Genomic DNA, 13,261 nt, shown 5'->3' with positions numbered 1-13,261 from the left:
GATAACCCACCGACCCGTTCACGACAACGCACGAATGGGCATGGTCCTATGTGATGCGTTGTTGCGCAGGGCTGACGCGCTGCTAATGTTTCAGGCGAAAAAGCAATTCCAGATCGGCCCAACCGGCCGCGGAAAGACAGTTTGTATGAATGACCACACGCGGCTCCGCGACGGCCTTGCGCCGCACGGTGAGCTCGAGGGGTCGATGGCGGCGGTGGCGTTGGCCCCCGAACCGGCCGTCGCCGCGCAAGCGCCGGGAACCGGCGTCTACGCGGCACTAGACCTCGGCACCAACAATTGCAGGCTCCTGATCGCCTGCCCGACCAGCGACGGCTTTCGCGTGGTCGATTCCTTCTCGCGCATCATCCGTCTCGGCGAGGGGGTCTCGGCGACCGGCTGCATCAGCGAGGCCGCGATCGAACGCGCCATCGTCGCGCTCAGCATCTGCCGCGACAAGATCAATCTGCGCAAAGCACGAAGGCTGCGGCTGATCGCCACCGAAGCCTGCCGTGCGGCTTCGAACGCGGAAGGCTTTCGCAGCCGCGTCGCGGCCGAGACCGGGATCGAGCTCGAGGTGATCAACCGGGAGACCGAGGCGGCGCTGGCCGTGCTCGGGTGCTCGCCGCTGGTCGACCCCAGGGGACGCGGCGCTATCCTGTTCGACATCGGCGGCGGCTCGACCGAGTTGGTGCGGATCGAGCGCGATCCGCAAAATCCGGAGGCGCGCATCAAAGCCTGGATGTCGATCCCGCTTGGCGTGGTGACGCTCGCCGAGCAGTTCGGCGGCCGCGACGTGACGCCGGAGATCTATGCCGCGATGGAGCAGGAGGTCGCGAACCACGTCGCGCCGTTCGCGGAACAGCATGGCGGAGATCTTGCCGAAATGCATCTGCTCGGCACCTCCGGCACCGTGACGACGCTAGCCGGTATCCACCTCAATCTCCCGCGCTACGACCGTCGCCGCATCGACAGCATCTGGATGAACGATACCGACATCACCGCGACCATCAGCAAGCTGCTTGGCATGAGCTATGAGGAGCGCGCGAACAACAGTTGCATCAGCTTTGAGCGCGCCGATCTCGTGCTGGCCGGCTGCGCCATCCTCGATGCGATTCGGCGCGCCTTTCCGCTGCCGCGCCTGCGCGTCGCCGACCGCGGCCTGCGCGAAGGCATGCTGGTCGAGATGATGCGCGAGGACGGCGCGCTCAGGAGCTGGTGAGATGGCCAAGGACACCACCGGCCGCTTGCACGTCCAGGTCAAGACCGGCGGCAAGCGCAAATTGTCGTCGAAGCTCTGGCTGGAACGGCAGCTCAACGACCCCTATGTGGTCAAGGCCAAGGCGCTGGGCTATCGCTCGCGCGCCGCTTTCAAGCTGCTCGAGATCGACGACAAATATCGCCTGCTGAAGCCCGGCATGGCGGTGGTCGACCTCGGTGCCGCGCCCGGCGGCTGGAGCCAGATCGCCGCCAAGCGCGTCGGCTCGGTGGACGGCAAGGGCAAGGTCGTTGCGATCGACCTGCTGGAGATGCCGGAGATTGCCGGCGTCGACTTCGCACAGCTCGATTTCATGGACAACGACGCCCCTGCGAGGCTCAAGGCAATGCTCGGCGGCGGCGCCGACTTTGTGATGTCCGACATGGCCGCCAACACCACCGGTCACCGCAAGACCGACCAGCTCCGCATCGTCGGCCTGATCGAGACCGCAGCCGCCTTTGCCTGCGACGTGCTGAAGCCGGGCGGTACGTTCCTGGCCAAGGCGTTCCAGAGCGGCGCCGACGCCGACCTGCTCGCACAGCTCAAGCGCGACTTTGCGACGGTGCGTCACGTCAAGCCGGCGGCAAGCCGGCAGGATTCGTCCGAGCGCTACGTGCTGGCGACGGGGTTTCGTGGGACTTCATAGTCAATTTCCGCTGTCGTCCCGGCGAAGGCCGGGACCCATAACCACAGGCAGATGTGATTGCGGGGACTCGGAGCTACCGCTCTCGTGCAACGACTGCTCCCTGGGGTTATGGATCCCGGCCTTCGCCGGGAAGACACCGAGCGTATTGCGCCGCTAGCGCAACTACCCTAGCCGTTGATCCCGCACGTCCTGCGTATCCTCGGTCGCGGCCTTGACGGCCGCCGTGGCCGCGCCCTTGCCCGCACCTTTACGGCTCGCGATCTCCACCGCCTTGCGGCCGGAGATCTCGTGGCCGGCGTCGTCGGGCATCTGCCAGAAGAACCAGCTCGACACCGCCGAGGTCAGCGCGACGACGACGAAGGCCGGCGCGAACACGGTGGCGTTGAGTTCGCTGACGTGGCTGAGCCACATCGTGGTTTCCACCGAGGCGGCGCCGACGGCGACGCCGGCGGAGACCGCGAGCTGCTGGTTGACGCTGACGAGCGTGGTGGCGCGGCTCATTTGCGCGCTCTCGACTTCGGCATAGGCGACCGTGTTGATCGCGGTGAACTCGAGCGAGCGGAAGAAGCCGCCGACCACCAGGATGATCATGATGATCAGCAGCGGCGTGGTCACCGTGAACAGCGCGCAGGCGGCCAGGAAGACTGCGCTGATGATCGCGTTCACCGTCATCAAATTGCGGAAACCGAAGGTGCGGATGATGCGGGCGGCCAGCGTTTTCATGCCCATGGCGCCGAGCGAGGAGGCGAAGGTGACAAGGCCCGAACGGAACGGTGACAGACCGAAGCCGATCTGCATCAGGAGCGGTAGCAGGAAGGGCAGGGCACCGATGCCGAGCCGGAACAGGAATCCGCCGAGAATCGCCGCCCGCAGCGTGGCGAGATTCAGTAGCGAGAAGTCGAGCACCGGCGATCCCGTCCGCCGGGCGTGAATGACGTACAGCGTCATCGAGATCGACCCGCCCGCGATCAACGCGGCGACGGTGCTCCAGGGCAGCAGATTGAGGCCGGCCACCGACAGGCCGAACGCGATGCCTGCGAGCCCGAGGCCTGCGAGCACCATGCCGTAGAGATCGAACGGCTCTCGTTCCTCGCTCTTGATAGGATCGATGAAGCGCAAGGCCATGACGATGCCGAGCAGCCCGATCGGAATATTGATCAGGAAGATCCAGTGCCAGGACGCGTAAGTCGTGATGAAGCCGCCGAGCGGCGGCCCGATCAGCGGACCGATCAGCGCAGGGACCGTCACCCACGCCATCGCATTGACCAGCGCGCTCTTGTCGACCGAGCGCAGCAGCACCAGGCGCCCGACCGGGGTCATCATCGCCCCGCCCATGCCCTGGAGGATGCGCGCGAACACGAAGTCGGTGACCGAGGTCGAGAGCGCGCAGCCGACCGAGCCGACCATGAAGACGCCGACCGCGATCGCGAACACCATCCGCGCGCCGAATCGGTCGGCGGTCCAGCCGCTCGCCGGGATGAACACCGCCAGCGACAGCAGGTAGGACGTGATCGCGAGCTTCAGCGTCAGCGGGCTGGTGCCGATGTCGGCCGCGATCGCCGGCAGCGAGGTGGCGATCACGGTGGAGTCCATGTTCTCCATGAAGAGAGCAGTGGCCACGATCAGCGGAATGATGCGTTGCTTGTCGACCATGACAGATTGGTAATCAAAATTGGAAGGAAGGGCGGAGTTGCGGCTTATCATCGCCACTCGGCCGCGACCATTGCGGATCAACGCATAGCACCTAAATCCTGGCACCTAAATCCTGCGTAACAACGGTGTGACCCCGAAAGTGGTTGCGCCGGCTGCCGGAGATCCCGCGATGATCTACATCCTTGTCGCGCTTCTGCCGCCACGACGCGCGAGCGGGCAGGGCCTCTCTGGGGCTCGCGACTTCGTCGCGCCCCGGAATGACGGCGGGCGGGCCGCCGCCCAGCCACCCTACGTTGAACCGGCTATCAACGCTGAATTTACGTAAAAAGCCTGTGCATGGCTGGCCAGCGGTCCGAATTGCTTTGATTCGTCACCCGGCCGTGCTATCGACCCGCGTCAACCCCACCGATGGGCTCCGATTCTCCGGCGATGCCGCAAGGTACGCCGAGGACGGCGCTCATCCATAATTATTTGCGGCAGGGCCGCAGGAAGGAGTTGGCATATGGCCACGGTGCAACTTCAGGGCATCCGCGAAGCCCTTACGTTCGACGACGTGCTGTTGAAGCCGGGCCTTTCGGACGTCATGCCGGGCGAGGTCGACATCCGCTCCCGCGTCACCCGCGCCATTCCGCTCAACATCCCGATCATGGCCTCCGCCATGGATACCGTCACCGAGGCGCGCATGGCGATCGCCATGGCGCAGGCCGGCGGTCTCGGCGTCATCCACCGCAATTTCGATCCCGAAGGCCAGGCCGCCCAGGTGCGGCAGGTCAAGCGTTACGAGTCGGGCATGGTGGTGAACCCGCTCACCATCAGCCCCGAGGCCACACTCGACGACGCGCTCAAGCTGATGAGCGATCACGGCATCTCCGGCATTCCTGTCGTTACCGGCGCCAGCAAGTCTACGCCGGGCAAGCTGGTCGGCATCCTCACCAACCGCGACGTGCGCTTTGCGACCGACCGGCGGCAAAAAGTCTCCGAGCTGATGACGCATGAAAATCTCGTCACTGTGCGCGAGAATGTCAGTCAGGACGAAGCCAAGCGGATGCTTCACCATCATCGCATCGAGAAGCTGCTCGTGGTCGACGATCAGTATCGCTGCGTTGGCTTGATCACCGTGAAGGACATCGAGAAGGCGGTCGCCCATCCGCTCGCCTGCAAGGACGCGCAGGGCCGCCTGCGGGTTGCCGCCGCCACCACCGTCGGTGACACCGGCTTCGAACGCACCGAGCGGCTGATCGATGCCGGCGTCGACCTCGTCGTTGTCGACACCGCGCACGGCCATTCACGCCACGTGCTGCACGCGGTGAACCGCATCAAGCGTCTATCCAACTCGGTGCAGGTCGTCGCCGGCAATGTCGCAACCGCCGAGGGCGCGCAGGCGCTGATCGACGCGGGCGCCGACTGCATCAAGGTCGGCATCGGTCCGGGCTCGATCTGCACCACGCGCATCGTCGCCGGCGTCGGCGTGCCGCAGCTCACCGCGATCATGGACGCGGTGGAAGCGGCCAAGAAGTCCGACATTCCCGTCATCGCCGATGGCGGGATCAAGTTCTCTGGCGACCTTGCCAAGGCACTCGCCGCTGGCGCCGACATCGCGATGGTCGGCTCGCTGCTCGCCGGCACCGACGAGACGCCGGGCGAAGTGTTTTTGTGGCAGGGCCGTTCCTACAAGGCCTATCGCGGCATGGGTTCGGTCGGCGCGATGGCGCGCGGCTCGGCCGACCGCTACTTCCAGCAGGACATCAAGGACGCGCTCAAGCTCGTGCCCGAGGGCATCGAGGGCCAGGTGCCCTACAAGGGCCCGGTCGGCAACGTCATGCACCAGCTCGCCGGCGGCCTGCGCGCCGCGATGGGTTATGTCGGTGCGCGTGACCTGAACGAGCTGCACAACAAGGCGCAGTTCGTCCGCATCACCGGGGCCGGCCTGCGCGAAAGCCACGTCCACGACGTGACCATCACGCGCGAGGCGCCGAACTATCCGGGCGGGGGTTAGGCATCACGGTCTCGCTCGATCGCTCCGCTCTCTCCTTCGTCATGGCCGGGCTTGACCCGGCCATCCACGTCTTGGGCCTCGCTCCACAGCTCGTGGATGCCCGGGTCAAGCCCGGGCATGACGACGGAGAGTGACGCGCCAGATTTCCCCAACGCGTCAGCCGACAGACATCAGCCACCACGCTCCACCGCTTTTGTATTGACGCGCTCCGCTCCCTCCGCTTCCGTTCGCGCTCGAAAGACAATCCGGAGGAAGCCACCATGTCCCAAGCAAAACGCATCGTTCTCGCTGCGCGTCCCGTCGGCGAGCCCAAGCAGTCCGATTTCCGCATTGAGGAAGTCGCGATCCCGACGCCGGGACAGGGCGAAGTCCTGCTGCGCACGGTCTGGCTCTCGCTCGATCCCTATATGCGCGGGCGCATGAGTGACGGTCCGTCCTACGCGACGCCGGTGCCAGTCGGCGGCGTGATGGAAGCCGGTACGGTCTGCGAAGTCGCCGCCTCCAACAATCCGAACTTCGCCAGAGGCGACATCGTGCTTTCGCGCGCGGGTTGGCAAACGCATGCGATCTCGGACGGCAAGGGGCTCGCGAAGGTCGATCCGAAACTCGCGCCGATCTCGACCGCCATCGGCGTGCTCGGCATGCCCGGCATGACCGCGTACACGGGCCTGCTCGACATCGGCAAGCCGCAGGCCGGCGAGACCGTCGTCGTCGCCGGTGCCTCCGGTGCGGTCGGCTCGGCCGTGGGCCAGATCGCGAAGATCAAGGGCGCACGCGCGGTTGGAATTGCCGGCGGCAAGGACAAGTGCGACTACGTCGTGAAAGAGCTGGGCTTCGATGCCTGCATCGATCACCGCGATCCCGACCTCGCGGCCAAGCTGAAGGACGCCTGCCCGAAGGGCATCGATGTCTATTTCGAGAATGTCGGCGGCGCGGTGTTCGAAGCTGTCTTCCCGCTGCTCAATGCGTTCGCGCGCGTGCCGGTCTGCGGCCTGATCGCCCATTACAACGACACCGAGGCCAAGCCGCCGAAATGGGCGGCGTCCATGATGCGCGCGACGCTGACCAAGCGGCTGACCTTCCGCGGCTTCATCGTCTCGGATTTCGCCGCCCGCCACGGCGACTTCCTGCGCGACATGTCGGCCTGGGTCCGCGACGGCAAGGTGAAATACAAGGAGTTCGTCACCGAAGGGCTGGAAAGCGCGCCCGGCGCCTTCATGGGGCTCCTGAAGGGCGCCAATTTCGGCAAGCAGCTGGTGCGGGTCGGTCCGGACAAGGCCTAGTTGCACCGGCGTCACACTCCGGGCATCGATGGTTAACAAAGAGTCACCGATCGGCCACACCCGCCCGTAAAACCCGCAGGTGTGACCGCTCATTCATTGACCTTCGGGCCAAGGCATTGAATCATCGCGCATATTTTGGGTGTTGCGATGTTAGAGATCGGTATTTTCTGCGTAATCCTGCTGGCCACCGGCTATTGGGCGACCATGTTCTTCATGAGCCGTCGCGACGACGTCATCCATGGCAAGTTCGTGCATAGCGAGGACAATGGCGAACTCGCGCAGGCGGCGATGCCGACGCCTCCGCCGCCATTTCCGAGGCGTCCGGTCAAGGCGGCCGAGCCGGCCCACGACCTGCATGCCAATGACGATTTGGCGAAGCCGGTGAACAGCGAGGCGTTGCGGTCATTGCTCGCCGCGATCCAGCAGGACCTCAAGAGCGTCGCCTGACGACCGTCGCTAGTGCGCGCCACCCATCTGGGCGAAGAGCTCTTCGATATCGATATCGACCTGGCCGGCCGCCCTGAGGTGGCGGACTTCAAAACTGTCGGGCTGGAAGCAGTATTCGACCAGGCCCGTCTCCTTGATCGCGATCCGGTCCTGGCGTGCGTCATTGATCTTGAAGCCGGCTGACGGCGCCCAGACGTGGCGCGTATGGCGAAACGTGAAGTCGCGGCGCTGGTGCACGTGGCCGCTGGCGATGAGGCGCAGATCGACATTTGAAAACATCTCGATCAATCGCGCGCGCGCCGGCTGCGGCACGTAGCGGATCGAGGTTTCCGGGGTTTCCGGATCGCCGGGCAGGTTGAGAAACACCGGCTTGTGCAGGAACATTGCGACCGGCTTGCCATTCGTGCGTGCGATTTCCGAGGCCAACCAATCGAACTGCTCGGCCTCGAAGGCGAGTCCTGAATTCATCACCAGCGAGTTGAGGCCGATGAAGCGCCAGCCGGCCGCCTCGAACGACCAATGGTCCTCACCGACGATGTCGCGGAATTGCTGCCGGTGCGCTTCCTCAACAGGCGGCTTGGGCGCCGGCCCGATCGCGGTCGGATTGTCGCCGATGTCGTGATTGCCCGGCAGGTAGCGGCAGGCGACGGGCAGGGCGTCGTGCAGGCTCTTGGCGAATTCAACATCGTCGCGGCTGGTCGGCCCGTCGAATGAGACGTCGCCGGTGTTGATGACGAGATCGGGCCTGCCGGCGTCGATGTGCTCGCAGACGCGGTGGAAGTTCGCGACCAGGCCGGGAAATCGCTGGCCAAGATGCGTGTCGGAAATCTGTGTCAGGCGGAATTCGGACATGGGGCCAGCATACCGGTTGTCGCGCGTCGGAACGATGACGGCCCGGGCATGCATCGCAATGAACAAAGTTTAAAACACGCGGTAGCGGATCGTGTAAGCGCCGGCCAGCGCCGACATCAGGAGGCCGAGCTGACCGTCAGCGGATTCGGTCAAAAGGCCGATCCTGCTGGACAGGGTGTTCAATGGCGGTAGCTCGCCTTGCGGCCCCAGGGGGCCAAAATCGCTTTAACTATCGGCAGTTGGTCGTCCCATCGGGAACGCCGGTTCAACTGGTTGATTGCCAGGGGCAACCGTGACGGCTAATGGACGGTGCGGCGGCTCAGGCCGGATGGGAAAAATTCCAATGTCCGTTCAGATGGTTTTGCTGCCGGTCTTCGTGCAGGTCGGGCTCACCTTCGCGCTTCTGATCGGGATGGTATTGGGGCGCCGGCGGGCGCTCGTCTCGGGCGAGACCAAGAGCCGCGATATTGCGCTGGGCGAGCCGAACTGGCCGAAGGGCGCCACACAATTCGCCAATTGCTACCGCAATCAGTTCGAACTGCCGGTGCTGTTCTACGCCCTGATCGCGCTGGCGCTGCCCTTGCGCCATGCTGACCTCTTCATCGTGCTGATGTCCTGGGTGTTCGTGGTGACGCGCTTTGCCCATGCAGGCGTCTTCGTCTCCTCGAATGATCTCGGCCGGCGCTCGACGGTCTGGCTCGCCAGCGTACTCGTGCTGCTCGCGATGTGGATCTACTTCGCACTCAAGATTTTGTTGCTGATCTGACGGTTAGCCGTCCGATCCGATCTGAAAGATTCAAATGACTCCTGCTGCCCGGCTGTCCGCGGCCATCGAACTGATCGACACCATCGAGCGCGACCGCGTGCCCGCGGCGAAGGCGCTGAAGGAGTGGGGCACCGCGCACCGCTTCGCCGGCTCCGGCGACCGCGCGGCCATCGCCGGCCTCGTCTGGGACGTGCTGCGGCGATTCTCCTCCAGCGCCCATCTGATGGACGCCGACACCGCGCGGGCGCGGCTGATCGGCATGCTGCGCCTCGAGCGCAACATGGACACCGCCACCATGGGCGCGCTGTTCGACGGCAGCCGGTTTGCGCCGGCGCCGCTGACGGAGGCCGAAGAGGCCGCGCTCGCCTCGCGTTCCCTGAAGGATGCGTCCGCCGCGATCGCGGGCGACTATCCGGAGTGGCTCGATTCCCATCTGGCAAAAGTGTTCGGCGAGGACCGCGTCGCGGAGGCGGCCGCGATGGCCAGCCGGGCGCCGCTGGACCTGCGCGTCAACACGCTAAAGTCCAATCGCGACAAGGTGCTGCGGGCGCTTGCTCATCTTCATGCGAAACCGACGCGTTGGTCGGCAACCGGCCTGCGCATCGAGCTTTCGGCCGACGCGCGCAATCCCGGCATCCAGGCGGAAGAGGATTTCATCAAGGGCGCGGTTGAAGTGCAGGATGAAGGATCGCAGCTTGCGGCCGCTTTGACTGCGGCAAAACCCGGCGAGCAGGTGATCGATCTCTGCGCCGGCGCGGGCGGCAAGACGCTGGCGCTTGCCGCGATGATGCAGGGCAAGGGCCGGCTGATCGCGACCGACAGCGACAAGCGGCAGCTTGCGCCGATCCATGAACGGCTGTCGCGCGCCGGCGTCCACAACGCCGATGTCCGCACGCCGAAGGGCGACGCAGATCCGCTTGCCGACATCCGCGCCTCCGCCGACCTCGTCGTGATCGACGCGCCCTGCACGGGAACCGGCACCTGGCGCCGCAACCCCGACGCCAAATGGCGCATGCGCCCGGGCGCGCTGGAGATCCGCCTCAAGGACCAGACCGAGGTGCTGGAGCGCGCCGTGCCGCTGGTGCAAGCCGGCGGCCGCATCGCCTACATCACCTGCTCGGTGCTGTCCGAGGAGAATGGCGAGCAGGTGAGGGCGTTCGTCGCGCGGCATCCCGAGTTTGCGGTGGTGCCGCCCGAGCAGACCGCAAGCGTGCTCTGGGACAAGGCCGAGGAGTTTGCGCAGGCCGCGCTGCAATCAGCCGAAGGCTGGCTGATGACGCCGCGGCGTACCGGCACCGATGGGTTCTTCGTGTCGGTGTTGAAGAAGATTGCGTGAACTCTCTCCGTCATCCCCCATTGCGCAATCGGGGCGCCCGTAGGGCGAGCCCGGAGTCCATCGCGCGGCGTACTCTGCCGTTCGATGGATTCCGGGCTCTCGCTTCGCGAGCCCCGGACTGACGAACTCCATCCCTTACAAACAAAAACCCCGCCACCGATGTCTCGGTGGCGGGGTCTGGGGAATCCTACGATCTGCCGGTACGTCCGCGGTCAAATCGCGAGGTGCGCGGTCAACTAGCCGGCGCGGAGGTTGTCAGCCGAAGACTTGCCGCTGCGGCGGTCCGCGACGATGTCGAACGAAACCTTCTGGCCCTCGTTGAGGGTGCTCAGACCAGCGCGCTCAACGGCGCTGATGTGAACGAAGACGTCCTTGTCGCCGTTGTCCGGCTGGATGAAACCAAAACCCTTTTGGTTGTTGAACCACTTCACGGTACCCATTGCCATAGTCATTTCCTTTCATAGACGATGCACTCAGGGGGACAAATGCGCAAATTCTTGCGCCCATCGTCCCGGTTGGTCGATTTTGGAGAAATACCTGAAACGTGCTCGTCCATTGGAAATGAGACGGAGCGGCCCAGTCGTTCGGCCAAGGATCGATGCTTGATAATATACCGATTTAATAGGGCGAGTTCAAGGCGGTGCGCGCTGGCAGCGAACCTAGCGGGCTTTGCTATTTTGCGCTGCACACCGACAGGCCGGAGGTTCCGTCAATCCACGATGAACAGCGTCGCGCCGACAGCCGTCGACGAGCGATGCGCGGCGTCGCCGAAATCGGAGACCTGGTAGCTCATCCCCGGCGTGAGCTTGAACTTGCGCCCGTCGCGCAGCTCGCTGTCGAGCTCGCCGTGCAGCACGTAGAGCACGTGGCCCCGGTCGCACCAGTGATCGGCGAGATAGCCCGGCGAATACTCGACCATCCGCACGCGGAGCTCGCCGATGTTCAACGTCCGCCACTTGGCCTCGCCAGTTTCGCCCGGATGCACCGTCGGCGCAATCTGGCTCCAGTCGGTGACGGTGAAGGGGGAGGTAGGGAGTTTCATGGCGGGGGTCCTGTCTCGGCGTGTGCGGTGGTTTTGTTAGCGTATGCTTCCGCCGCGGTCCTCATTTTTGCTAGTGCGTCAGTGCACAATCCGCCGGCACCTGCGTCCTGCTTGCGATGATGACCCAGACCAGCAGGGCAGCGGCGCTGATCCCGGCGCCGAGCACACAGACGCCAGTCCAGCCGGCCATCGCATACACAATCGTCGACGAGATTGCGCCAACCGCGCTACCGATCGAGTAGAATACCATGTAGCCCCCGACCACCCGGCTCGCCGCATCGGGTCGCGCAGCGACGATCAGGCTCTGGCTCGTCACATGCACGGCCTGGAGCCCGAAATCCAGCATGATCACGCCCGCAACGACAAACCAGAGCGAGGCCTGGAGGCAGGCGATCGGGGCCCAGGCGGCCAGCATCAGCATCAGCGACAGCCCGGTGGTGCGCTGGCCCCATCCGAGATCGGCGAGGCGCCCGGCATGGCGCGCCGCGAGCGCTCCCGCGAACCCGGCGACGCCGAGCAATCCGATCGCGGTGTGCGACAGCGCGAAGGGAGGCGCCGAAAGCGGCAGCACGATCGACGTCCAGAACACGTTGAGATCAGCGAAGATCAGGAACGCAAACAGTGCCCGCTCGCGCAGCAGCGGCTCCTCGACGAATAGCGCGGCCGTCGAGCGCAGCAGCGACAGATAGGACGCGCCGGCCATCGCCGTCGGCCGGCCGCGCGGCAGCACGCGCAACAGGAGTGCGGCCATGGCGAGCATGAGGCCGGCCGACACCAGGTAGACCAGACGCCAGCCGCCGATATCGGCCAGCGCGCCCGAGGCGAACCGCGCCAGCAGGATTCCTCCAACGACGCCACTGGTGACGGTGCCGATGGCGCGCCCGCGCCCGTCTGGCGTCGCCAGCGTTGCGGCAAAGGCGACGAGGACCTGGACGACGACGGCCAGCACGCCGACCAGCGCCAATGCCGCGAACAGCACGGCTGCGTGCGACGCCGTGCCGACGATGACGAGTCCGATCGCCGACAGCACGGTCTGGCCGACGATCAGCCGGCGGCGGTCCCAGAGATCGCCGAGCGGCACGATCAAGATCAGGCCCAACGCGTAGCCAATCTGGGTGAACGTCACCACCATGCCGATCGCGGCGGGGGCGATGCCGAGGTCGTGCGCTATCGCGTCGAGCAGCGGCTGCGCGAAGTAGACGTTGGCGACGCTCAGGCCACAGGTCAGCGCGAACAGCACCGCCATCGCGCGCGAGAGCCCGCGCCCGGCCATATCGGCGTCGGTGTCGTCGGCCTTGGTCGGTCCAGCTGTTGTGGTGTGATCCTTCGTCATTGTCGTCTCCGGCGCATTCCATCTAGTCCTAAAATAAGACCAGTTGCATGCGGCGCTGTCTAGTCTTATTTTAGAACCAGTTTGGAGGGGGATGGCGAATGAAGCGGACCGGTTTTGCCGAGGCTGACTGCCCGGTGGCGCGCGCACTCGACGCCATCGGCGATGTGTGGTCGCTCCTGATCGCCAATGCCGCGGCGGCCGGTTCGGTCACGCCGATCCCCTGTGCTATCGCCCGCAAGATCGGGGGCACGGACTTGCTGTCCGGTCTACGACTCAGCAAGTCGGGCGCCTCGCTCACCAATGCTTTGTTCCGGGTGCACTCCTGTGTGGACAATCCCCATCCCGGCGGGCGGTGGCTATTCGCGCGAATTTCCGATGAGGCGACCGTTTGCGACGGGAATTGCCTACGCGATCACCAAGCTCCAGGCCGATTCGGACACGACCGCCGTTACTTAACCCGTCTGACAAAGCGGCCGGCGTCACGTTGTCCGGCGGCAATCTTATCGTCACGCAGTCGAGTGCAGACGGTAGCGTCCGATCGATCGCGAGCACACCTCCGGAAAATACTATTGGTGTGACGTCTGATATCTTCGCCTCGGGTAATACGGTCGGGTTGGCGGTTGATCTCGACAACAAGCGCATTTGGTTCAGG

12 protein-coding genes are annotated in these 13,261 nt (G+C 65.1%); 7 read left to right on the top strand and 5 right to left on the bottom strand.

The window, feature by feature from the left end:
* Nucleotides 1-145 precede the first annotated feature (145 nt).
* Nucleotides 146-1,219: a Ppx/GppA phosphatase family protein gene (locus tag ABIB73_RS03965; RefSeq protein WP_354221612.1), complete on the top strand. Its 1,074-nt coding sequence runs from the start codon at nt 146-148 to the stop codon at nt 1,217-1,219.
* Nucleotide 1,220: 1 nt separating this feature from the next.
* Complete coding sequence (locus tag ABIB73_RS03960) at nt 1,221-1,901, top strand: RlmE family RNA methyltransferase (protein WP_354221610.1); 681 nt, start codon at nt 1,221-1,223, stop codon at nt 1,899-1,901.
* Between the two features lie 162 nt (nt 1,902-2,063).
* Here ABIB73_RS03960 and ABIB73_RS03955 read toward each other — a convergent pair whose 3' ends face one another.
* Nucleotides 2,064-3,554, bottom strand: coding sequence for an MFS transporter (locus ABIB73_RS03955; RefSeq protein ID WP_354221608.1), 1,491 nt, complete (start codon nt 3,552-3,554; stop codon nt 2,064-2,066).
* Between the two features lie 502 nt (nt 3,555-4,056).
* Here ABIB73_RS03955 and guaB point away from each other — a divergent pair.
* From guaB to ABIB73_RS03940, 3 genes are all read left to right on the top strand, one after another.
* Nucleotides 4,057-5,550 (top strand): IMP dehydrogenase, encoded by a 1,494-nt coding sequence (gene guaB, locus ABIB73_RS03950; protein WP_354221606.1) that lies wholly within the window; start codon nt 4,057-4,059, stop codon nt 5,548-5,550.
* Between the two features lie 260 nt (nt 5,551-5,810).
* Complete coding sequence (gene curA, locus ABIB73_RS03945; protein WP_354221604.1) at nt 5,811-6,833, top strand: NADPH-dependent curcumin/dihydrocurcumin reductase; 1,023 nt, start codon at nt 5,811-5,813, stop codon at nt 6,831-6,833.
* 147 nt (nt 6,834-6,980) lie between these two features.
* A complete protein-coding gene (locus ABIB73_RS03940; RefSeq protein WP_354221602.1) occupies nt 6,981-7,280 on the top strand; it encodes a hypothetical protein in 300 nt (99 codons plus the stop codon).
* Between the two features lie 9 nt (nt 7,281-7,289).
* Here the strand turns inward: ABIB73_RS03940 and ABIB73_RS03935 are convergent, their stop codons facing one another.
* Nucleotides 7,290-8,132, bottom strand: coding sequence for a metallophosphoesterase family protein (locus ABIB73_RS03935; protein ID WP_354221600.1), 843 nt, complete (start codon nt 8,130-8,132; stop codon nt 7,290-7,292).
* 343 nt (nt 8,133-8,475) lie between these two features.
* Between ABIB73_RS03935 and ABIB73_RS03930 the strand changes: the two genes are divergently transcribed.
* Entirely contained in the window at nt 8,476-8,898 is a 423-nt protein-coding gene (locus ABIB73_RS03930; protein ID WP_354221598.1) for an MAPEG family protein, read from the top strand.
* 34 nt (nt 8,899-8,932) lie between these two features.
* Nucleotides 8,933-10,234, top strand: coding sequence for an RsmB/NOP family class I SAM-dependent RNA methyltransferase (locus tag ABIB73_RS03925; protein WP_354221596.1), 1,302 nt, complete (start codon nt 8,933-8,935; stop codon nt 10,232-10,234).
* 236 nt (nt 10,235-10,470) lie between these two features.
* Here ABIB73_RS03925 and ABIB73_RS03920 read toward each other — a convergent pair whose 3' ends face one another.
* The 3 genes from ABIB73_RS03920 to ABIB73_RS03910 form a co-directional block, all read right to left on the bottom strand.
* Complete coding sequence (locus ABIB73_RS03920; RefSeq protein ID WP_045000506.1) at nt 10,471-10,680, bottom strand: cold-shock protein; 210 nt, start codon at nt 10,678-10,680, stop codon at nt 10,471-10,473.
* Between the two features lie 263 nt (nt 10,681-10,943).
* Complete coding sequence (locus tag ABIB73_RS03915) at nt 10,944-11,276, bottom strand: DHCW motif cupin fold protein (RefSeq protein ID WP_354221593.1); 333 nt, start codon at nt 11,274-11,276, stop codon at nt 10,944-10,946.
* A 70-nt stretch (nt 11,277-11,346) separates the two neighbouring features.
* On the bottom strand, nt 11,347-12,609 hold the full coding sequence (locus ABIB73_RS03910) for an MFS transporter (protein WP_502918385.1): 1,263 nt from the start codon (nt 12,607-12,609) through the stop codon (nt 11,347-11,349).
* Nucleotides 12,610-13,261: the final 652 nt, after the last annotated feature.

The sequence above is a fragment of the Bradyrhizobium sp. F1.4.3 genome (assembly GCF_040548375.1).
Lineage (GTDB): Bacteria > Pseudomonadota > Alphaproteobacteria > Rhizobiales > Xanthobacteraceae > Bradyrhizobium.
This window is presented reverse-complemented; position numbering and strand designations above follow the sequence as displayed.